We start from the raw sequence: 21,985 nt of genomic DNA on the forward strand, positions 1-21,985 counted from the left end.
GGCCACACCCCGTGGCCGAAGCAGGCGTTGTAGATTGAGCCGTAGTCGATAATGAAGTCATGGCGCCCGGCGCTTCAGCGCGGGCGAGTGAGACATACAACGATCGTATCGCGTCCTTTGCAGGAGTCGCTATGCTGGTTCGCTGGTTGCTTGCCGCCATCCATCTGCTTGCTTATGGCTTCGCGCTCGCGTCGATTCTGCGGCGCACGTGGGCGCTACGCCGCGCCACCGTGCCAGCCGCGCTGCGCTCCTTGTTCCGGGCGGATACGAGGTGGGGCATTTCGGCGCTGGTGCTGGTCGTCACCGGGTTGATGCGCGCTTTCGGCGGTTACGAAAAGGGCGCCGACTACTACCTCCACGAACCGCTCTTTCATCTCAAGATGACGCTGCTCGTCATCATTCTCATTCTTGAAGTGCCATCGATGCTCGCGCTGATGCGCTGGCGCGCCGCAGTAAGGAAAGGCACTGTGCCGGATCTGCACAAGGCGCGCTCCTATGCGCGCTACAGCGTGATTCAGACGATATTGCTGGTGCTGATGGTGTTTGCGGCCACCGGTATGGCGCGCGGCGTGGGATTGCCGGCGGGCGTGGTGTAAGGGCGGTGCGGGCGCTTGCGTAGTCGGCGCGAGCAGGGCGGCGCTTACGCGCTCGCACTTTCGCGTGCGAAAAAAGTGCGGCAGATCGACAATGGGAAGCGCCGCCTACCGGCGCGGCGATTTCCAGATCACGCGGGGTGTTTGACTGGCGCTCGCTCGCGCTCATAAAAAACGGGCGGTGGAACGTCAACCGAAAGCGCCGCCATATCGGCGGTTTCCAGTCGACGTCCCACACGCCCAGTTCAATCTACTTCCCGACCAACAAGCTGGAATCGTCCGTCCGGTTCACGCTCGGCCGCGCCGCGACCCGGCTCGTGATCTCCGGCTCGCCCAGCCCCTTGATCAGCTCCAACGCCTGACGCTCGAACAACCGCCGGTACAAACCGTTCTCGAGTCTGATCAGCGCTTCGTGGCTGCCTTCCTCGATTACCTTGCCCTTATCCAGCACCAGCAGCCGGTCCAGCGCACGCACGGTGGAAAGACGGTGCGCCACCACCAGCGTGGTGCGGCCCATCATCAGGCGCTCCATGGCCTGCTGGATCAGCACTTCGCTTTCGCTGTCGAGACTCGACGTCGCTTCGTCCAGAATCAGGATCGGAGCGTCGGCGAGAAACGCCCGCGCGATGGCGACGCGCTGACGTTCGCCGCCCGAGAGCTTGACGCCGCGTTCACCGACCAGCGTGTCATAGCCATTGGGCAGCGCCGCGATGAAGTCGTGCGCACTCGCGAGCTTCGCGGCGCGCTCGATCTCGGCGCGGCTCGCGCCGGGCCGCGCATACGCGATGTTCTCGGCGAGCGAGCGGTGAAACAGCACCGGCTCCTGCTGCACGATCGCGATCTGGCTGCGCAACGACGCTTGCCGCGCTTGGGCGATGTCCTGACCGTCGATCGTGATCCGGCCTTCCGAAATGTCATAGAGCCGCTGGATCAGCTTGATGAACGTGGTCTTTCCCGAGCCCGAATGCCCGACCAGTCCAACACGCTCGCCCGGCGCGATGCGCACGGAGAAGTTGTCGTAAAGCGGCTGGCCGTTCGTTCCGTAGTGGAAGGTGACGTGCTCGAACCGGATCTCGCCTTTGCCGATCTTGATCGGACCCGCGCCGGGGCGGTCCTCGATACCGAGCGGCTGGCTCTCCAGCGACACCAGTTCCTCCATGTCGTTGACCGAACGTTGCAGGTTGCGGATGTGCATGCCCACGTCGCGCAGATAGCCTTGCAGCATGAAGAACATGGTCAGCGCGAACGTGATGTCGCCGACGCCGGCTTCGCCGCGCGCCCACAACAGCAGCGCCGCGCCGAGAATCGCGGCCTAGATCGCCACCAGCATGCCGCCCTGGACGCCGCCGTTGATCGTGCCGCGCATCCACGTGCGGCGCGTGCGGTGCCGCCACTTGCCGATCACGCGCGACAGCAGCAGTTCTTCGCGCTCTTCCGCGCCGAACGCCTTGACCACGCCGTTGCAACTGACCGCGTCGGCGAGCGCGCCGCCCATGCGCGTGTCCCACGCATTCGCGAGGCGCGCGGCCGGCGCGACGAAGCCGAGCGACATGGCCACCGTCACCGCGATATACAGCACCGAACCGATGCCGACAACCGCGCCCATCATCGGCCAGCGCCAGCCGAGCAGGACGGTCGCGCCGGCCAGCATCACAAGCGACGGCAACAGCGCGATCAGCAGCGTGTCGTTGAGCAGGTCGAGCGCCCACATGCCGCGAGTGATCTTGCGTACCGTGGAGCCGGCGAAGCTGTTGGCGTGCCAGTCGGTCGAAAAGCGTTGCACGCGATGAAACGCGTTCGCGGCGATCTCGCTCATCATCTTGAGCGTGAGCCGGATGATGTTGAAGTACACGCCTTGCCGAAGCAACGTGGCGCCGAGGCCCAGCGCGCCCAGCACGCAGAAGGCCGTGACCGCTGCGTGCCAGGCGACGGCATTGCTCGCCGCGCCGGACGCGATGGCGTCGACGAGCCGTCCCGCGTACATCGGCGTGAGTACGTCGGCCAATGCCGAGAGCAGCACCAGCGCCGTAATGACGACAATGCGCCACGGCTGCTGCGCCCAGTGATGGAAGGTAAAACCGAGGACGTCCTTGAAGGCTTGTCCGCGAAAGTCGAGTTTTTTTCTGGTCATTTGCCACGACCCGGTGGCGCACGAGCGCACCGAGGTTCCAGTCAGAAGCGAAAGGACGAGACAGTCAAAACGCGCCGGAATGCATCGGCGATTGAGCTGCGGACTGTCTGGGAATTGCGCGGAGCGCCTTTTCAGGCGACACCACGTGAACGGCGATTCGGCGACTTAATCGGACGGCGGACGGATTAAGATCGCGAAACCGCTCGCGAGACCATGCCGGGGACGGCGATACGCATTGCAAACATGTGGCGCCTCCCTATGGTCGAATGAAGTGAAGAAAATGGACGGGGCGAATGCCCGAGCGCCAACTATATCAGCAGTGTCTGGCGTCCGCAAACGTACGAAGATCCGGAGTTGACGGCTGAGCCGGATGTTGAGCGCCGGAATCTGCCTGGCATTCCATACGGTTTTCACACGCTCAGGCAGGAAATGAAAAAGGGCTCACGCATTTCTACGTGAGCCCTTTTGTCTTCGGTGATCGACACACCAAAATTCTGGTGGGTAGTACTGGGATCGAACCAGTGACCCCTGCCGTGTGAAGGCAGTGCTCTACCGCTGAGCTAACCACCCGAAGAGAGCCGAATTATGCCAGGGATTTTCGGCCTCGTCCAGTACTTTTTAAGCGGTTTGCTCATCCGCGGCGGGCGCGGGTTCGAGGCGCCACACGCTTGTCCCCTTGATCGCCTTGTCGAGACCGTCGAGCACCGTCTGGTGCGCAGCGAGTTCCTCGTCGCTGGCGGCGATCACGACCAGATCCAGCGAACTGATCGCGATGCGCGGCGCGTGCGCATCGCCGCCGCCATGCGACTCGCCGAGCATGTCGATGACGAGGCTTTCCTGGCCGCGCGTCATTGCCAGATAGACTTCCGCGAGCAGTTCCGAGTCGAGCAGGGCGCCGTGCAGCGTGCGGTGCGCGTTGCTGATGCCGAAGCGATCGCACAGTGCGTCGAGTGAATTGCGCTTGCCGGGGAACATCTGCTTGGCGCGCGCCAGCGTGTCGATGATTTCGCCGCAATAGGTCTTCACCGGCGGCAAGCCCAGCAGCGCGAATTCGGCATCGAGAAAGCCGATATCGAACGGTGCGTTATGAATGATCAGTTCCGCGTCCTGGATAAAGTCGCGAAACTGATCGGCGATCTCGGCGAACTTCGGCTTGTCGCTCAGGAACTCGGTGGTCAGTCCGTGCACAGCCAGTGCGCCCGGATCGCTATCGCGTTCTGGATTGATGTAGAAGTGCAGGTTGTTGCCCGTCAGCCGGCGGTTCACCATTTCGACGCAACCGAGTTCAAGGATCCGGTCGCCGGTGCGGGCATTCAATCCGGTGGTTTCGGTATCGAGGATGAGTTGACGCATGTCGGATTAGCCTGCTTAAGATAATTTCAGCAAAAAGATGACGCGCGCGGTTAGCCGGCGCGCCCGGCCGTCGCAGCAGGAATTACACGTGCGCGAGTGACGCGACGCCGCGATTGGCCAACTGATCGGCGCGCTCGTTTTCCGGATGGCCATTGTGCCCGCGCACCCAGCGCCATTCGATTTCGTGTTGCGCGACGAGCGCATCGAGCCGCTTCCACAAGTCGGCGTTCTTGACCGGCTGCTTCGCGGCGGTGATCCAGCCTTTCTTCTTCCAGCCGTGGATCCACTCGCTGATGCCTTTCTGCACGTACTGCGAGTCGGTATGCACGACCGCTTTGCAGGGACGCTTCAATGCTTCGAGCGCGGCGATCACGCCCATCAACTCCATGCGATTGTTGGTGGTGTTGGCTTCGCCGCCGAACAGTTCTTTTTCCTGGTCGCCGAAACGCAGCAACGCGCCCCAGCCGCCGGGGCCGGGGTTGCCCTTGCAGGCGCCGTCGGTATAAATATCGATGAGATCGGAAGTCATTGAGTATGGTTGCGTGTGTTCGGTGTAGCGGCGGGCGCGAGGCCCGCGGCGAGGACGGGTTTCTTCACTTTCAGCGGGCCGACGAGACGCATGCCGCGCACGCGCTTGATCGCCTTGATCATGTAGGTGGCGCCGAAAATCGGCCACCAGCGGTCGCCGGCGGCTTCCATGAAACCGTAGCGGGCGAGCCATTGTTCGCTGCCAAGCGGCGGACGATAGCAGCCGAAGCGCCCGCGTTCAAGGTCGAAGCCTAGCAGCTTGATCCAGTCTTTCAGGCGCGTAAAGGCGATCAGGTCGACGGCCGCCGGCACGAACGGCCGGCCGGTCATCTTGCCGACCGATTGCCGCGCGCCCCACAGCGACAGCGAATTGAAGCCGAGAATGATCAACTGGCCTTCGGGCATCAACACGCGCTCGGCTTCGCGCAACAGACGGTGCGGATCGCTCGTGAACTCCAGCGTGTGCGGCATGACGATCAGATCGACGCTTTGCGCTTCGAACGGCAGGTCCAGCAGGTCGCACCACACGGCGCTGCGTCCATCTGGCGCCGGCAAACCCGCGAGTGCGCCTTGCGCCGCGCCGTTGCTCGAACCGTTGCGATTGCCATTGCCGGTACGCCCCGCGCCGCGCGGATACGCGTATGGCGCGCTCGCCCCGCTCGCGGCGTCGAGCACGAGCCCGCGGCACGGCATGCGGTTCTCACGCAAGGCGTCGAGTTGCGGCAAGCCGAGTTGCAGCGCATGGTAACCGAACACGTCCGACACCACGCGGTCGAGCTGGGTTTGCTCCCACTCGAGTACGTATCGGCCAGGTGGCGAGTCGGTCCAGGCGGGCCAGTCTATAATCGCTCGGTCAGTCATATCAAAGAATGCGTCGCCTATGAATGCGCTCGAGTACGTACCGGTCCCGGCGTTTGATGACAATTACATCTGGGTCGTTTCCGACGGACACCGCGCGGTGGTCGTCGATCCGGGTGAGGCCGCCCCCGTAAAAGCCTATCTGGCGAAACGGGGTTGGCGGCTGAGCGCTATTTTACTCACGCACCATCATCAAGACCACGTCGGCGGGGTGGCCGATCTGCTGAATGGCCAGGCCGTACCCGTCTACGGCCCCGCCGGTGAAGCGATCGAGCATCTCACGCGCCGTCTGAAAAATGGCGATCACGTGTCGATTGCGGCGCCCGCGCTCGAATTGAGCGTGCTCGACGTGCCGGGTCACACGAGCGGCCACATCGCCTATTTCCAGGCCGCCGACCCGCAAGGCACGCCGCACGTGTTTTGCGGCGACACGTTGTTCGCCTGCGGTTGCGGCCGGCTGTTCGAAGGCACGCCGAAGCAGATGCTCGCCTCGCTGGATGCGCTCGCCGCGCTGCCCGGCGCGACCGAGGTTCACTGCGCGCACGAATACACGCTGTCGAATATCCGCTTCGCGCTCGCCTGCGAGCCGGGCAACGTCGAACTGCAAGCCTGGCGGGACAAAGCGACCGAACTGCGCGCGCGCGACGTGCCCACGCTGCCCACCACCATCGCCCACGAACGCGCCGTGAATCCGTTTTTACGCGCAGGGGATCCGGCGGTGCAGACTAGCTTGCAGGAGCAGTTGCACGAGAAGGTGCCGGATCGATTGACGGCCTTTACCTTGATGCGCGAATGGAAAAACCGCTTCCGTTGACCCGATCCCAGGAAGGGTATTCCTCACGCGATGAATCGGAAAAATTCGCCAAGCCCAAGATTTACTTGATTTTTTCGTAATTTTCCGATTGACGTAAACGTTGCCGTTTCGTACTATCGGCTGCAAATTCCAGCCCTTGTGGAAGCCGAGATTTTCATGCGATTTATCTTTAGTGCGTTGCTGGTCCTGACGCTTGCCGCCTGCGCGAGCCAGGGACCGACGACGAGTATTCCGAACACCGCAACCAACCCCGCTAGTCAGCAAGCCGTAGCAGACGCCCTTCGCAAGTCAGCCACCGCCAAAGAGACGATTAACGTCGACCAAGGCTCCGTCACTCAGTTGACGAGCGCCGACGCCGACCTTTGGGGCCGTATTCGCCGTGGTTTCCAGATGCCGGACCTGCAAACCGACCTCGTCGACATGCAGGTCAACTGGTATGCGCAGCGTCCTGATTACGTGCAGCGCATGACCGAGCGCTCGCAGAAGTACCTGTACCACATCGTCGAAGAGCTCGAGGCGCGCCATATGCCGACCGAGCTCGCGTTGCTGCCGTTCATCGAATCGGCGTATAGCCCGCAGGCTTTGTCGGTGGCGAAGGCGGCCGGCATGTGGCAGTTCATGCCGGGCACGGGCCGCACCTACAACCTCAAGCAGAACATGTGGCAGGACGAGCGCCGCGACGTGCTGGCCTCGACCAGCGCCGCGCTCGACTATCTGTCGCGTCTGCATGACATGTTCGGCGACTGGCAGTTGGCGCTCGCGGCGTACAACTGGGGCGAGGGCAACGTGCAGCGCGCGATTGCGCGCAACGAAGCGGCGGGCTTGCCCACCGACTACCTCAGCCTGCGCATGCCGAACGAGACGCGCAACTACGTGCCGAAGCTGCAGGCGGTGAAGAACATCGTGATGAACCCGCAAATGTACGGGCTCACGCTGCCGAGCATTCCGAACCACCCGTATTTCGTGACGGTGACCACCTCGCACGACATCGACGTGGACATGGCCGCCAAGCTCTCGAATCTGTCCGCTGACGAATTCCGCTCGCTGAATCCGTCGTTCAGGAAGCCGGTGATTCTCGGCGCCACGCAGCCGCAGATCCTGCTGCCGTTCGACAATGCCAGCGCCTTCGAACGCAATCTGAAGACGTACTCCGGCTCGCTGTCGTCGTGGACCACGTACACGGTCACCGAACGCGCGACACCCGCGGCAATCGCGCAGAAGATCAGTGTCGACGCCGACACGCTGATGGAAGTGAACAAGATTCCGGTCGGCATGCGCTTGAAACCCGGCTCCACGATCGTGGTGCCGCGCGGTACGGACGATGACGAAGACATCAGCGCCGACGTCGCCGAAAGCGCCGTGCTGGCCATGGAGCCGGACGTCCCCGATACGCGCAAGATGCTGATCCGCGTGCGCCGCAATCAGTCGATGGCGGCCATCGCTGTGCGTTACGGCGTGTCGGTTGGCCAGTTGAAGGCATGGAACCGCACGCATCGCGATGCCGTATCCCGCGGTCAGGTGATCGTGCTGCACGTGCCGGTCGGCAAGGCCATGCCGAGCGAGCCGGGTCCGGAGCGCATCGCGACCGACGTGCAAGGCGGCGGCGTCGAGAAGATCGGCACCCGCGTCGCAGACACGCGCAGCGAATCGCGCTACGATAAGAAGAAGGGTCGTGGCCGGACGGAGGTGGTGAAAGTCTCCGAGCCGGTAGGCAAGGTCAGCAAGCCGACGGCATCCGGCGCCAATAAGGGCAAGGTGACCAAGGTGTCGGCTTCCACGTCCAGCAAGGCGTCGAAGGCTGCGGCAGAGAGCCGCCCGAAGACCGTGGCCAACGCGAAGAAGGGTAAGTAGACCAATAGCGGCTCACACGGTAGTGACCACATGCGTTGCGGGGGCAGCGCATGAATTGCGCTCCGATCACGCGCCGTGCTTTTTCCAACGCCGTCACCTGTGGTGACGGCGTTTTTCATTGTGCAGATCATTTCGGGCAGAGCCGGCGCTTTTCCTTTATCTTTCGTGCTTCGCTCAAACCCATTCAGCCAGCGCCTAATTCAAAGCTCATGTCGTCGACCCAGTTGCGCGTCTTTTTGCTGTTCTCCGCCGGGTATTTCGTTTCCTACGTGTTCCGTGGCGTCAACCTCGGCTTTGCGCCGTTCATCACGCACGATCTCGGTTTGTCGGCCGCCGATCTGGGTTTGCTCACCAGTCTCTATTTCCTCGGGTTCGCGGGTGCTCAGATTCCAGCCGGCGTGCTGCTGGATCACTACGGCGCGCGGCGTGTCACGGCCGTCACGCTGCTATTTGCCGCGCTCGGCATCTGGGTGTTTGGCGCCGCGCAGAGCGTCGGCGTGATGATGGTGGGGCGACTGCTGATCGGCGTCGGCGTCTCCGTGTGTCTTGGCGCCGCGTTCAAGGCCTTGGCGCAGCACTTCGCCGCGGCGCGTCTGCCGCTGATGAACGGTCTGGTGATGGCGATCGGCGGCTTCGGCGGCGTGATGGTTGGTTCGCCGCTGACGTGGGTCCTTACGTTCGCGAGTTGGCGCGCGGTCTGCATCGGGCTGGGTTTGCTGACCGTGCTGGTTGCGCTGGCTCAGTGGACGCTCGCGCCCGACACGAAGGAAACGCATCGCCAGGCCAGTATCGGCGCCCAGTTCAAAGGCACGCTGCATATTCTGCGCAGCGCGGCGTTCTGGAAGATCGCGTCGTTCTCGGTCGTCACGCAAGGCGTCTTTTACGCGATGCAATCGCTTTGGGTCGGCGCGTGGCTGCGTGACGTGCAAGGCTTCGAGCCGCGCGAGGCCGCCGCGCTCGTGTCCATTCTCGGCTTCGCGATGATGGCCGGCTGCGTGGGCTTCGGCGCGGCGGCGCGCAGTCTCGAGCGGCGCGGCATCTCACTCCATGCGTTTTGCGGCATCGGCATGGCGCTGTACGTTCTGACGCAGTTGCTGATCATGTTCAAGGCGCCGCTGCCCGCGGGTCTGTTGTGGGCGGCGTACGGGATTTTCGGCGGCACCGGCATTCTCAGTTACGCGGTCATGGCGCGGCACTTCCCGGCGCAGATGATCGGCCGCGTCAATACCACGCTGACGTTGATCATCTTCCTGCTGATTTTCGGCTTCCAGATCGGTGTCGGTGCGGTGCTGTCGCATTGGCCGGCGAGCGGCGGCCACTATCCGGCGGCCGCGCATCTGACCGCGTGGGGCATTCTGGTCACGCTGCAGGTGTTGAGCGCGATCTGGTACGTATTGCCGGGCCGCAAGGTGGTTCGTCCGGCTGAGGTTCACGTCGAACAGGACGCTTGAGGCTGAGGCGAGTCCGTGTTGATGCCGCCGGGCACGTCGATTCGCCGGTCGTCACCCCGCTTGCCACCGGTATTGCGCCGGTCGTGCCCCATCTGCCGGCACTATCCCGATTCGGGCTCGCAGAAACGCCGCAGAGCGATGCCCGCGCCAGCCGCAGCAAGGCTTTCAGCGATTTCGAGTCGCACTGTCCCACGGGTCGAAGCCATCTCGGATTTGGAGGGAAGGGTAGTTTCACGCTATAATTCCAAGGTTTGAGCTTATCAACCCGCACCCTAGCGCCTACCTCTCCCATACCGTTCATCCGCCGCGCGCCACCGGCGTAGCAAGCAGGGCCCCGTCCCCAGCCGATCCGTCCACACAATGGACCCTTCGCGCCCCTTGCAACGTCAACGGCAGTTCGCGAGCGAGTCTGCGCACGCATCCCGGATGCGTTTCGCTGCGGCTCGCAGTCGGATAGACAGGTCGGCAACAGGGTGTTCCCCCAAGGAGTCTCCCGTGTTGCCGTCATTTTCTCCCGCTCTGCTCGCGCTCGCCGACGGCACGGTCTTTCGTGGTTACTCGATCGGAGCCCCCGGGCATACCATCGGCGAAGTCGTGTTCAACACCGCTATCACCGGCTATCAGGAAATCCTGACTGACCCGAGCTACGCGCGCCAGATCGTGACCCTCACGTATCCGCATATCGGTAACGTCGGCGTGAACGCCGAAGACGTCGAAGCTACGAAAGTCCATGCCGCCGGCCTGATCATCCGTGATCTGCCGGTTCTCGCGTCGAACTTCCGCATGGAGCGCACGCTCCCGCAATACCTGAAGGACGAAGGCGTGGTCGCCATCGCCGGTCTCGACACCCGCATGCTGACCCGCGTGCTGCGCGACAAGGGCGCGCAGAACGGCGCGATCCTCGCCGGTTCGGACGACGAAGCCAAGGCGATCGAACTCGCGCGCTCGTTCCCGGGCCTCTCGGGCATGGACCTCGCGAAGGTCGTGTCGACCAGGGAAACCTACGAGTGGACCCAGACCGAATGGCGTCTGGGCGAGGGCTACGGCACGCAGAAGGCGCCGAAGTACCGCGTCGTGGCGTTCGACTACGGCGTCAAATACAACATCCTGCGCATGCTGGCCGAACGCGGCTGCCACGTCACCGTGCTGCCGGCGCAAGCCACGGCCGCTGACGCGCTCGCGCTCAATCCGGACGGCATCTTCCTGTCGAACGGCCCGGGCGACCCGGAACCGTGCGACTACGCGATTCGCGCCACGAAGGAACTGATCGAGCGCGGTATTCCGACTTTCGGCATCTGCCTCGGCCATCAGATCATGGGCCTCGCGGTCGGTGCCAAAACCATGAAGATGAAGACGGGCCACCACGGCGCGAATCATCCGGTGAAGGATCTGGACGACGGCCGCGTGGTGATCACGTCGCAGAATCACGGCTTCGCTGTCGACGCCGACACGCTGCCCGCCAACGCCCGCGCCACGCACGTCTCGCTGTTCGACGGCACGCTGCAAGGCTTCGCGCTGACCGACAAGCCGGCGTTCTGCTTCCAGGGTCACCCGGAAGCGTCGCCCGGCCCGCATGACATCGCCTATCTGTTCGATCGCTTCACGGCGTTGATGGATACGAAGAAGGCTGGCAAGACCGCAGCGGCATAAAGCGGCAACAAGTCTCGGCGGCGCACGGCTCGCGCCGCGCCGCGCGTCATCGACGCAAGCGCGACGCAAATGCGACGCAAACGCGGCGAGCCGCACCAGACAGAGCAGAGCGCGCGCAACGTCACAGCGGCGCGCGCCGACGGAAAGAATTCAGGAATACATTAGCGAGAGCGTTATGCCCAAGCGGACAGACATCAAGAGCATCCTCATCATCGGCGCGGGTCCGATCATCATCGGCCAAGCGTGCGAGTTCGATTATTCGGGCGCGCAGGCATGCAAGGCGCTGCGTGAGGAAGGCTACAAGGTCATTCTCGTCAACAGCAATCCGGCGACGATCATGACCGACCCGAACACGGCCGACGTGACCTACATCGAGCCGATCACATGGGAAGTGGTCGAGCGCATCATCGCGAAGGAGCGCCCGGACGCGATCCTGCCGACGATGGGCGGCCAGACCGCGCTGAACTGCGCGCTCGATCTGCACGCGCACGGCGTGCTGGAGAAGTACAAGGTCGAGCTGATCGGCGCGTCGCCGGAAGCGATCGACAAGGCGGAAGACCGCCAGAAGTTCAAGGACGCGATGACCAAGATCGGCCTCGGTTCGGCCAAATCGGGCACCGCGCATTCCATGGAAGAAGCGCTCCAGGTGCAGGCTGAGATCGCCGCGCAAACGGGCAGCGGCGGCTATCCGGTCGTGATTCGTCCGTCGTTCACACTGGGCGGTTCGGGCGGCGGCATCGCGTACAACCGCGACGAATTCGAAGAGATCTGCAAGCGCGGTCTCGATCTGTCGCCCACGCGCGAGCTGCTGATCGAAGAGTCGCTGCTCGGCTGGAAAGAGTACGAGATGGAAGTGGTCCGCGACAAAAAGGACAACTGCATCATCGTTTGCTCGATCGAAAACCTGGATCCGATGGGCATCCACACCGGCGACTCGATCACCGTCGCGCCGGCGCAAACGCTCACCGACAAGGAATATCAGGTCCTGCGTAACGCATCGCTCGCGGTGCTGCGCGAGATCGGCGTCGACACCGGCGGTTCGAACGTGCAGTTCTCGATCAATCCGAAAGATGGCCGGATGATCGTGATCGAAATGAATCCGCGTGTGTCGCGCTCGTCGGCATTGGCGTCGAAGGCGACCGGTTTCCCGATCGCGAAGATCGCCGCGAAGCTGGCGGTTGGCTACTTGCTTGACGAGCTCAAGAACGAAATCACCGGCGGCCAAACCCCGGCATCGTTCGAACCGACGATCGACTACGTCGTCACCAAGATCCCGCGTTTCGCGTTCGAGAAATTCCGCGAAGCCGACTCGCGCCTGACCACGCAGATGAAGTCGGTCGGCGAAGTGATGGCCATTGGCCGCACCTTCCAGGAGTCGTTCCAGAAGGCGCTGCGCGGTCTGGAAGTCGGCGTCGACGGTCTGGACGAAAAGACCGATAACCGCGACGAGATCATCCGCGAGATCGGCGAAGCCGGTCCGGATCGCATCTGGTACGTGGGCGACGCGTTCCGCGTCGGCATGACGGCCGAAGAGATTTTCGAAGAAACCTCGATCGACCCGTGGTTCCTCGCGCAGATCGAACAGATCATCCTGAAGGAAAAGGCGCTGGCAGGCCGCACGCTCGCGAGCCTTTCGAAGGAAGAACTGAAGTACGTGAAGCAAAGCGGCTTCTCGGATCGTCGCCTTGCCAAGCTGCTCGGCGCGAAGCCGGCGGAAGTGCGTCAACGCCGTATCGAGTTGAACGTGCGTCCGGTGTACAAGCGCGTCGACACCTGCGCGGCCGAGTTCGCCACGAAAACCGCCTACATGTACTCGACCTACGAGGAAGAGTGCGAGGCGAACCCGACCAACAACAAGAAGATCATGGTGCTGGGCGGCGGCCCGAACCGGATCGGCCAGGGCATCGAGTTCGACTACTGCTGCGTGCATGCCGCGCTCGCCATGCGCGAGGACGGCTACGAAACGATCATGGTCAACTGCAACCCTGAAACCGTTTCGACCGACTACGACACGTCCGATCGTCTGTACTTCGAATCGCTGACACTCGAAGACGTGCTCGAAATCGTCGACAAGGAAAAGCCGGTCGGCGTGATCGTGCAATACGGCGGTCAGACGCCGCTGAAGCTCGCGCTCGATCTCGAAGCGAACGGTGTGCCGATCGTCGGCACGTCGCCGGACATGATCGACGCCGCCGAAGACCGCGAGCGTTTCCAGAAGCTGCTGCAGGACCTCGGCTTGCGTCAGCCGCCGAACCGCACCGCGCGCGCCGAAGACGAAGCGCTCAAGCTCGCCGACGAAATCGGCTATCCGCTGGTGGTGCGTCCGTCGTACGTGCTGGGCGGCCGCGCGATGGAAATCGTCCACGAGCCGCGCGACCTCGAGCGCTACATGCGCGAGGCCGTCAAGGTGTCGAACGACTCGCCGGTGCTGCTCGACCGCTTCCTGAACGACGCGATCGAATGCGACGTGGATTGCATTTCCGACGGTGAAGCCGTGTTCATCGGCGGCGTGATGGAACACATCGAACAGGCCGGTGTGCACTCGGGCGACTCGGCGTGCTCGCTGCCGCCGTATTCGCTGTCGAAGGAAACCGTGGCTGAGCTGAAGCGCCAGACCGGCGCGATGGCGAAGGCGCTGAACGTGGTCGGCCTGATGAACGTGCAGTTCGCGATTCAGCAGGTGCCGCAGGCAGACGGCTCGAAAGAAGACGTCATCTACGTGCTCGAAGTGAACCCGCGCGCCTCGCGCACGGTGCCGTACGTGTCGAAGGCGACCAGCCTGCCGCTCGCGAAGATCGCGGCGCGCGCCATGGTCGGCCAGACCCTCGCGCAGCAAGGCGTGACGAAGGAAATCGTGCCGCCGTACTTCAGCGTGAAGGAAGCCGTGTTCCCGTTCGTCAAGTTCCCGGCAGTCGATCCGGTGCTCGGACCGGAAATGCGTTCGACCGGCGAAGTGATGGGCGTGGGTCAGACGTTCGGCGAAGCGCTGTTCAAGTCGCAGCTCGCGGCGGGTTCGCGTCTGCCGGAGTCGGGCACGGTGCTGTTGACCGTGATGGACGCGGACAAGCCGAAGGCCGTCGAAGTCGCGCGCATGCTGCACGAACTCGGCTATCCGATCGTCGCGACCAAGGGCACGGCCGCCGCGATCGAAGCGGCCGGCGTGCCGGTGAAGGTCGTCAACAAGGTGAAGGACGGCCGTCCGCACATCGTCGACATGATCAAGAACGGCGAAATCGCGCTGGTCTTCACGACCGTCGACGAAACCCGCGCCGCGATCGCCGACTCGCGCTCGATCCGCATGAGCGCGCAGGCGAACAAGGTCACGTACTACACGACCATGTCGGGTGCGCGTGCTGCCGTCGAAGGTTTGCGCTATTTGAAGGACCTGGAAGTCTATGATTTACAAGGCCTCCACGCTCGCCTAAACTAAGGCTTCGAATACCTGTCCAAGATGTAAGTGCCGCGGTTAAGCGGCGTTCCGCAGGTGCTTGGCACCGGGCTTTGCCCGGCGCTCTGGCCCCCGCGGAACGCACTTAACCGCGGTGATTTTTTTTACGGCTGTTTTTTGCATAGAGTTGTTTATGAGCACTGTTCCATTGACGAAGCGCGGCGCGGAAATGTTGCGCGATGAATTGCAGCGCCTGAAATCGGTTGAGCGTCCTTCGGTGATCAATTCGATCGCGGAAGCGCGTGCCCAGGGCGATCTGTCGGAAAACGCGGAATACGACGCGGCGAAGGAAAAGCAGGGCTTTATCGAAGGCCGGATTGCTGAAATCGAATCGAAGCTGGCCGGCGCGCAAGTGATCGACCCGGCGGCGGTGGAAGCGGACGGCCGCGTGGTGTTCGGCGCGACGCTCGAACTCGAAGACCTCGATTCGGGCGCGAAGGTCAAATACCAGATCGTCGGCGACGACGAAGCGGATATCGACCATGGTTTGATCTCGATCAGTTCGCCGATCGCGCGCGCCTTGATCGGCAAGTCGGAAGGCGACGTTGCGTCGGTGCAGGCACCGGGCGGCGTGCGCGAATACGAAATCATCGCGGTTAGCTACGTTTGAAGGCGGCTCCGGTGTCCCTGATGCCGCATCGATTTTTCCGTTTGTTGACGGTAGTGTGGGTCGGTAGTCTGCTGACTATCGGCTATGCCGTCGCACCCGTGCTGTTCACCTCGCTCGACCGCATGACGGCCGGCGCGGTGGCGGCGCAACTGTTTCGCATTGAAGGCGTACTGGGCGCGGTGTGCGGCATTTTGCTGCTCGGTCTCGCGAACGTGCTGGTTCGGCGCGGCAGCGATGCGTATCGCCGTTTGCGCTGGCTGATCGCCGGCATGCTGGTGTGTGTGCTGGTCGGTTACTTCGCGTTGCAGCCGTTCATGAATGCAATGCGTATCGCCGCGCTCGAAGCGGGCAGCGATGTCGGACATTCGGCTTATGCGACGCGCTTCGGCATTCTGCACGGCGTGTCGAGTCTGTTCTATCTGATCGAAAGCCTGCTGGGCGTGGCGCTGGTGTGGAAACTGCCTGCGGGCGCAGGCGTTGCGGCGGCGGAGCAGGGCGTTCGCGGCACGGCGGGGAAGGTTGCCGGCTGAGGCAAGCCACCGAAGCTGCTTTGCGGCGCCTGAGCTTGCCAACGGGCGCTGCGAGCTTGCTGGGTAACGTTGAGCTTTCAGGTTTTGCTCAAGCAGCCCACGTCAAGGTGCGGACGCCGCCCGCACCTTTCATCATTCGCTTATTTCGACGACTGATGCGAGCGCTTCGCGCTGGTTTGGCGCTTCTTGGCGCGCTTGATGTTGCCGCCTTGCGTCACGCGCTCATTGCCGCGCACAACTACCGCTTTGGCCTTGGGTTTGCGCATCGGGATTTCGCTGGGTTTCACCACGGTCACGACGCGCGGGGCGCGGCCTTTACCCGGTTTGGCTTCCACCGCGGCTTCGCGGGCACTCGGCAAGGCACCGCGTTTGGTCTTCACCGCCGGTTGTGCGGCTTCCGGCTTCCAGATCACGAGCAGCTTGCCGATATGCTGGATGGGCGCGGCGTTCAGCTTGTCGCAGATTTCCTCATAGATCGCGATGCGCTCTTCGCGTTCGTCGCCGAACACGCGGATTTTGATGAGCTGATGAGCGCCAAGGTGGACCTCGATCTCGGAGAGCACAGCGTCGGTCAAGCCTTCGGCGCCGACGAGCACGACCGGTTTGAGCGCATGTGCCTGGGAGCGCAACTCGGCGCGTTGGTCGGAAGAGACTTTGAGGGCGGGCATGGAAAGTGGGAGACTCGACTAAAATGGCGGCACCTGCATTTCCGAGAGATTCGGCCAATAGCGCAGGGCGGCGCGTCAGAACAACAGAATCGCGGATGACTGCCAGTTTTGGCGGTGTCCGCGCGAATTAACCGCGTATTATCCCCTAAAGCGTGTCATAACGCAGCAAGAGTTCAACGCTTAATGGCAAAAAACAAGTTCAACACGGCGTGGTTGCATGATCACATCAACGACCCGTACGTAAAAATGGCGCAGCGAGAGGGCTACCGTGCCCGCGCAGCCTACAAGCTCAAGGAAATCGATGAACAGGACAAGCTGATCCGTCCGGGGCAGGTGATCGTCGACCTCGGCTCGGTGCCGGGCAGTTGGAGTCAGTACGCGCGTAACAAGCTCGCCAAGGGTTCGCAGCGCGACGCTGAGCGCGAAGGTGGCATCGAGGGCACAATCATCGCGCTAGATATCCTCCCGATGGAGCCGATCGCCGACGTCACGTTCATTCAAGGCGACTTCCGCGAAGACTCGGTGCTGAACCAGTTGGAAGAATTGGTCGGAGAACGTCAGGTTGATCTTGTAATTTCGGATATGGCGCCCAACCTGTCGGGGGTGGCGGTGGCGGATGCCGCGCGAATCGAGCATTTATGCGATCTCGCGCTGGAATTCTCACAAAATCACCTGAAGTCGGATGGTGCCCTTTTAGTCAAATGCTTTCACGGCAGCGGTTACAGCCAGATTGTCGAAAAGTTCAAGCATCAGTTCAAGGTGGTGGCGGCCCGTAAGCCGAAAGCCTCGCGGGACAAGTCGTCAGAAACGTTTATTTTGGGTAAGCATCTCAAGCGGCCCGCATAGAGGCGCTGCAGGACGGTTCCGCATCTGCCGATAATGCGATCATGGCCTTGGAAATGGGTGCGGCAATGACCCGCTGTCCTATTTCTGTGGTAGTGAAACCTTATGGCAGGGGTCTGCGGACTGGATTAGAATGCTTTCGTGGTGCCGCAAGGCAAATGTAGGCGCCCGTCTAAGTGAAGGAGTGGTGCTTTGAACAACAATATGTTTTCGAAAGCAGCAGTGTGGCTGGTTATCGCACTGGTGCTGTTTACGGTGTTCAAGCAGTTCGACAAGCCCCGTGTCCAGGAAGGCGTTTCCTATTCGCAGTTCATGGACGACGCGAAGAACGGCAAAGTCAAGAACGTCATTGTCCAGGGGCGGAACCTCACGGTCACTCCAGCAGACGGCCAGAAGTACCAGATCGTGTCGCCCGGCGACATCTGGATGGTCGGCGATCTGATGAAGTATGGCGTTCAGGTGAGCGGCAAGGCTGATGACGAACCCAATGCGCTGGTGTCCGCGCTGTACTACCTCGGGCCGACGATCCTGATCATCGGTTTCTGGTTCTACATGATGCGACAGATGCAGGGGGGCGGGAAAGGCGGTGCGTTCTCGTTCGGTAAATCCCGTGCACGTCTGATCGACGAAAACAACAACGCAATCAATTTCACCGACGTCGCCGGTTGCGACGAAGCCAAGGAAGAAGTCTCCGAACTGGTCGACTTCCTGCGCGATCCGCAGAAATTCCAGAAGCTGGGCGGTCGCATTCCGCGCGGCGTGCTGCTGGTCGGCCCGCCGGGAACCGGTAAGACGCTGCTGGCGCGTGCTATCGCCGGCGAAGCGAAAGTGCCGTTCTTCAGCATCTCGGGTTCGGACTTCGTCGAAATGTTCGTCGGTGTCGGCGCGGCTCGTGTGCGCGACATGTTCGAGCAGGCCAAGAAGCACGCACCGTGCATCGTGTTCATCGACGAAATCGATGCGGTCGGCCGTCATCGCGGCGCCGGCATGGGCGGCGGTAATGACGAACGCGAACAGACGCTGAATCAGATGCTCGTCGAGATGGACGGTTTCGAAGCGAACTCCGGCGTGATCGTGATCGCTGCAACGAACCGTTCGGACGTGCTCGACAAGGCGCTGCTGCGTCCGGGCCGTTTCGACCGTCAGGTGTATGTCGGTCTGCCGGACATCCGCGGCCGTGAGCACATCATGAAGGTTCACCTGCGCAAGGTGCCGATTTCGAACGACGTCGACGCAGCGGTGATCGCACGCGGCACGCCGGGCTTCTCGGGCGCGGACCTCGCGAACCTCGTGAACGAAGCAGCTTTGTTCGCCGCTCGCCGCGGCAAGCGCATCGTTGAAATGAACGACTTCGAAGATGCCAAGGACAAGATCTTCATGGGTCCGGAGCGCAAGTCGGCCGTGATCCGCGAAGAATCGAAGCGTGCCACGGCGTACCACGAGTCGGGTCATGCGGTGATCGCCAAGCTGTTGCCGAAGGCCGATCCGGTGCATAAGGTCACGATCATTCCGCGTGGCCGTGCGTTGGGCGTGACGTGGCAGTTGCCGGAGCATGACAACGAAACGTATTCGAAGGACTACCTGCTGGATCGTCTGGCGATCCTGTTCGGTGGCCGCGTCGCGGAAGAGCTGTTCCTGAACCTGATCAGCACCGGTGCTTCTGACGACTTCAACAAGGCGACGCAAACGGCGCGTGCCATGGTGGCTCGCTTCGGCATGACGGACGCACTCGGACCGATGGTCTACGTCGACGACGAAAACGACGCCACGCCGTTTGGCCGCGGTTTCACGCGCACCATTTCGGAAGCGACGCAGCAGAAGGTCGACGCCGAAATCCGTCGTGTGCTGGACGAGCAGTACAACCTCGCGAAGCGTCTGCTGGACGAGAACCGCGACAAGGTCGAGGCAATGACCGCCGCGCTGATGGAGTGGGAAACGATCGACGCCGATCAGATCAACGACATCATGGCAGGCCGTCCGCCGCGTTCGCCGAAGAGCTCGGCGCCGTCGGCAAGCGACGCCTCGTCGGGCGGCAGCCCGGGCACCGAGGTCAAGCCGGGCAGCGCGACCGCGCCGGCCTGATAGGCGACCAGTAGAAAGTGCGGGCCGGTGTGTTTCACACCGGCCCGTTTTGCATTTATCCGTTTTGCGTGAAGCACCACCACGTGTCGAAAGTCGAATTCCCTTTTCTGCCTATTCCCGAGCCGCTGCAATGCGGCCGCTTCAAGCTGACCTTTGAACGCCCGTTGATCATGGGCATTCTGAACGTCACGCCCGATTCTTTTTCCGACGGCGGCAAGTACGCGATGCGCGGCGATGCGTTGCGCCAGGCCGAGCGCATGATGCTCGACGGCGCGGACATCATCGATATCGGCGGCGAATCGACGCGTCCCGGCGCGCCGCCGGTGCCGCTCGACGAAGAGCTGGAGCGGGTGATCCCGCTCGTCGAGCAACTGCGCGGCGCGAATGTGCCGTTGTCAATCGACACGTACAAGCCCGAAGTGATGCGCCACACGCTGGCTGCGGGCGCGGATCTGATCAACGACATCTGGGGCTTCCGGATGCCCGGCGCGATCGACGCGGTGCGCGACAGTGAATGCGGCCTGTGCGTCATGCACATGCTGGGCGAGCCGCGGACCATGCAGCTCGGCGAGCCCGTCTATGATGATGTGGTGAGCGAGGTTCGCGACTTTCTCGAGGAGCGTGTCGCGGCGCTGAAGCAGGCGGGCATCGCACGTGCTCGTATCAGCGTGGACCCAGGTTTCGGCTTCGGCAAGGCCGTAGTCGAGCATAATTACGCGCTGCTTGCGCACCTGCCGGAAACGGCGCCGCGAGCGGAGCCGCCGTACCCGATTCTTGCCGGCATGTCGCGCAAGTCGATGGTCGGCGCGGTGGTGGGACGCCCGGCGCCGGAACGCGTCGCGGGCAGTATTGCGGCGGCGGTGTGCGCCGCTGAACGGGGCGCTGCGATTCTGCGCGTGCACGACGTCGCGCAAACAGTAGATGCATTGAAAGTATGGGCAGCCATGCGCGACGCGGCGAAGCACAGCCGCGCGCGCGGCTGAACCCACAAGCCAAGGAGGAAGATAAAACATGGCACGTCGTTATTTCGGAACGGACGGCATTCGGGGCAAAGTCGGCGAAGGACCTATCACGCCGGAGTTCGTATTGCGGCTCGGCTACGCGGCCGGCAAGGTGTTGGCAGGTGCGGACCGTTGGGCCAGGACAGGCACGCGGCCAACCGTGTTGATCGGTAAAGACACGCGGGTGTCGGGCTACATGCTCGAAGCCGCGCTCGAATCGGGCTTCTCCGCGGCCGGTGTGGATGTGATGCTGGCCGGCCCGATGCCGACCCCCGGCATCGCCTATCTGACGCGCGCGTTGCGGCTCGCCGCGGGCGTGGTCATCAGCGCATCGCACAACCCGTACTACGACAACGGCATCAAATTTTTCTCCGCCGACGGCAACAAGCTGCCGGACGAAGTGGAATCGCTGATCGAGGAGCAACTCGATCTGCCGCTTGCCTGCGCGGCATCGGAGCAACTCGGCAAGGCACGGCGTCTCGACGACGCGGCGGGCCGCTACATCGAGTTCTGCAAGAGCACGTTCCCGGCTGCGTTCGATCTGCGCGGTCTGAAGCTGGTGGTCGACTGCGCGCATGGCGCCGCGTATGACGTCGCGCCGCACGTGTTCCACGAACTCGGCGCCGATGTGATTCCAATCGGCGTCGCGCCGAACGGCTTCAACATCAACGACGGCGTCGGCGCGACCGCGCCGGATGCGCTGGTGCGCGCCGTGCGCGCGAATCACGCGGACCTCGGCATTGCGCTCGATGGCGACGCCGATCGTCTGCAGGTGGTCGATGCGGCAGGGCGCCTCTATAACGGCGACGAACTGCTGTACGTGCTGGTCAAGGACCGTATTGCGACCGACGGCAAGGTGGACGGCGCAGTCGGCACCTTGATGACGAATATGGCGGTGGAAATGGCGCTGCAGGAAGCCGGCGTGAAGTTCGTCCGCGCGGCGGTCGGCGACCGCTACGTGCTCGAGCAGTTGCGCGAACACGGCTGGCAGCTCGGCGCCGAGGGCTCCGGCCATATTCTCTCACTCGACCGCCATTCCACGGGCGACGGCATCGTCTCCGCGCTGCTGGTGCTCGCGGCCATGAAGCGCAGCGACAAATCGCTCGCCGACCTGCTCGACGGCGTCACGCTGTTCCCGCAGAAGCTGATCAACGTGCGCATGAAGCCCGACGCGGACTGGAAGAGCAGTGACCTGATCCGCCGTGCCATCGCCAGCGCCGAGAGCGCGCTGAACGGCCGCGGCCGCGTGCTGATCCGCGCGTCCGGCACCGAGCCGGTGCTGCGCGTGATGGTGGAAGCGGAAAGTGTCGCCGACGCGCTTCATCATGCGGAGTCGATTGCCGGCGCGGTGAAAGAGGCGACGGCGTAAGCCACGTGCTTTAGCGGTGCAGCGCGGCGGGGCGATGGCAACATCGTCCCGCCGCGCTGTGTAGCCCGTCCGCAACAGCCACAGGCAGCCCAGCCGCTGCCGCCCAAACCAGCCAACCCACAGCGCCAACCCACAGCGCCAACCCACAGCGCCAACCCACAGCGCCAACCCACAGCGCCAACCCACAGCGCCAACCCACAGCGCC

At 62.9% G+C, this 21,985-nt stretch carries 16 protein-coding genes, 1 tRNA gene and 1 pseudogene; 12 read left to right on the plus strand and 6 right to left on the minus strand.

The features are described from left to right. Positions 1 to 131: 131 nt before the first annotated feature. Positions 132 to 596 carry a DUF2214 family protein gene (locus PQR42_RS12025; protein ID WP_408206763.1) on the plus strand — a complete coding sequence of 155 codons (465 nt, stop codon included), beginning with the start codon at positions 132 to 134 and terminating at the stop codon, positions 594 to 596. Positions 597 to 843: 247 nt separating this feature from the next. Here the strand turns inward: PQR42_RS12025 and PQR42_RS12030 are convergent. From PQR42_RS12030 to PQR42_RS12050, 5 genes and pseudogenes are all read right to left on the minus strand, one after another. Beyond that, positions 844 to 2,724: pseudogene (locus tag PQR42_RS12030) on the minus strand (ABC transporter ATP-binding protein). 495 nt (positions 2,725 to 3,219) lie between these two features. Then, a tRNA-Val gene (locus PQR42_RS12035) sits at positions 3,220 to 3,294 on the minus strand. A gap of 48 nt (positions 3,295 to 3,342) precedes the next feature. Then, the gene (dnaQ, locus tag PQR42_RS12040; RefSeq protein WP_408206759.1) at positions 3,343 to 4,077 is read right to left on the minus strand and encodes a DNA polymerase III subunit epsilon; all 735 of its coding nucleotides are present in this window, start codon (positions 4,075 to 4,077) and stop codon (positions 3,343 to 3,345) included. A gap of 82 nt (positions 4,078 to 4,159) precedes the next feature. Beyond that, positions 4,160 to 4,606: a ribonuclease HI gene (gene rnhA / locus PQR42_RS12045; protein ID WP_408206756.1), complete on the minus strand. Its 447-nt coding sequence runs from the start codon at positions 4,604 to 4,606 to the stop codon at positions 4,160 to 4,162. Continuing rightward, the gene (locus PQR42_RS12050) at positions 4,603 to 5,466 is read right to left on the minus strand and encodes a class I SAM-dependent methyltransferase (RefSeq protein WP_408206754.1); all 864 of its coding nucleotides are present in this window, start codon (positions 5,464 to 5,466) and stop codon (positions 4,603 to 4,605) included. Before PQR42_RS12050 ends, rnhA begins: the two co-directional genes overlap by 4 nt. A 19-nt stretch (positions 5,467 to 5,485) precedes the next feature. Here PQR42_RS12050 and gloB point away from each other — a divergent pair, with 19 nt between their 5' ends. The 7 genes from gloB to PQR42_RS12085 all read left to right on the plus strand — a co-directional run bounded on the left by gloB (position 5,486) and on the right by PQR42_RS12085 (position 15,817). Beyond that, on the plus strand, positions 5,486 to 6,277 hold the full coding sequence (gene gloB / locus PQR42_RS12055) for a hydroxyacylglutathione hydrolase (RefSeq protein WP_408493637.1): 792 nt from the start codon (positions 5,486 to 5,488) through the stop codon (positions 6,275 to 6,277). A gap of 156 nt (positions 6,278 to 6,433) precedes the next feature. Beyond that, positions 6,434 to 8,128, plus strand: coding sequence for a transglycosylase SLT domain-containing protein (locus tag PQR42_RS12060; protein WP_408385869.1), 1,695 nt, complete (start codon positions 6,434 to 6,436; stop codon positions 8,126 to 8,128). A 209-nt stretch (positions 8,129 to 8,337) separates the two neighbouring features. Continuing rightward, the gene (locus PQR42_RS12065; protein ID WP_408385871.1) at positions 8,338 to 9,579 is read left to right on the plus strand and encodes an MFS transporter; all 1,242 of its coding nucleotides are present in this window, start codon (positions 8,338 to 8,340) and stop codon (positions 9,577 to 9,579) included. A 495-nt stretch (positions 9,580 to 10,074) separates the two neighbouring features. Then, entirely contained in the window at positions 10,075 to 11,229 is a 1,155-nt protein-coding gene (gene carA / locus PQR42_RS12070) for a glutamine-hydrolyzing carbamoyl-phosphate synthase small subunit (protein WP_408206746.1), read from the plus strand. A gap of 175 nt (positions 11,230 to 11,404) precedes the next feature. Continuing rightward, positions 11,405 to 14,659, plus strand: coding sequence for a carbamoyl-phosphate synthase large subunit (carB, locus tag PQR42_RS12075; RefSeq protein WP_408206744.1), 3,255 nt, complete (start codon positions 11,405 to 11,407; stop codon positions 14,657 to 14,659). A 151-nt stretch (positions 14,660 to 14,810) separates the two neighbouring features. Further along, positions 14,811 to 15,287: a transcription elongation factor GreA gene (gene greA / locus PQR42_RS12080; RefSeq protein ID WP_054036257.1), complete on the plus strand. Its 477-nt coding sequence runs from the start codon at positions 14,811 to 14,813 to the stop codon at positions 15,285 to 15,287. A 20-nt stretch (positions 15,288 to 15,307) separates the two neighbouring features. Continuing rightward, positions 15,308 to 15,817, plus strand: a complete 510-nt coding sequence (locus tag PQR42_RS12085) for a DUF4149 domain-containing protein (protein WP_408385874.1) — start codon at positions 15,308 to 15,310, stop codon at positions 15,815 to 15,817. Between the two features lie 140 nt (positions 15,818 to 15,957). On the opposite strand, the gene PQR42_RS12090 is transcribed toward PQR42_RS12085, so the two are convergent. Continuing rightward, the gene (locus PQR42_RS12090) at positions 15,958 to 16,485 is read right to left on the minus strand and encodes a YhbY family RNA-binding protein (RefSeq protein WP_408493638.1); all 528 of its coding nucleotides are present in this window, start codon (positions 16,483 to 16,485) and stop codon (positions 15,958 to 15,960) included. A gap of 183 nt (positions 16,486 to 16,668) precedes the next feature. Between PQR42_RS12090 and PQR42_RS12095 the strand changes: the two genes are divergently transcribed. From PQR42_RS12095 to glmM, 4 genes are all read left to right on the plus strand, one after another. Beyond that, positions 16,669 to 17,331, plus strand: a complete 663-nt coding sequence (locus PQR42_RS12095; RefSeq protein ID WP_408206739.1) for an RlmE family RNA methyltransferase — start codon at positions 16,669 to 16,671, stop codon at positions 17,329 to 17,331. A gap of 189 nt (positions 17,332 to 17,520) precedes the next feature. Continuing rightward, a complete protein-coding gene (gene ftsH / locus PQR42_RS12100; protein ID WP_408206737.1) occupies positions 17,521 to 19,410 on the plus strand; it encodes an ATP-dependent zinc metalloprotease FtsH in 1,890 nt (629 codons plus the stop codon). Positions 19,411 to 19,493: 83 nt separating this feature from the next. Beyond that, positions 19,494 to 20,393 carry a dihydropteroate synthase gene (folP, locus tag PQR42_RS12105; RefSeq protein ID WP_459252316.1) on the plus strand — a complete coding sequence of 300 codons (900 nt, stop codon included), beginning with the start codon at positions 19,494 to 19,496 and terminating at the stop codon, positions 20,391 to 20,393. A 28-nt stretch (positions 20,394 to 20,421) separates the two neighbouring features. Beyond that, the gene (gene glmM / locus PQR42_RS12110) at positions 20,422 to 21,780 is read left to right on the plus strand and encodes a phosphoglucosamine mutase (protein WP_408206735.1); all 1,359 of its coding nucleotides are present in this window, start codon (positions 20,422 to 20,424) and stop codon (positions 21,778 to 21,780) included. Positions 21,781 to 21,985: the final 205 nt, after the last annotated feature.

It is taken from the genome of Paraburkholderia sediminicola (assembly GCF_046027355.1).
Taxonomy (GTDB): Bacteria; Pseudomonadota; Gammaproteobacteria; order Burkholderiales; family Burkholderiaceae; genus Paraburkholderia; species Paraburkholderia sediminicola_B.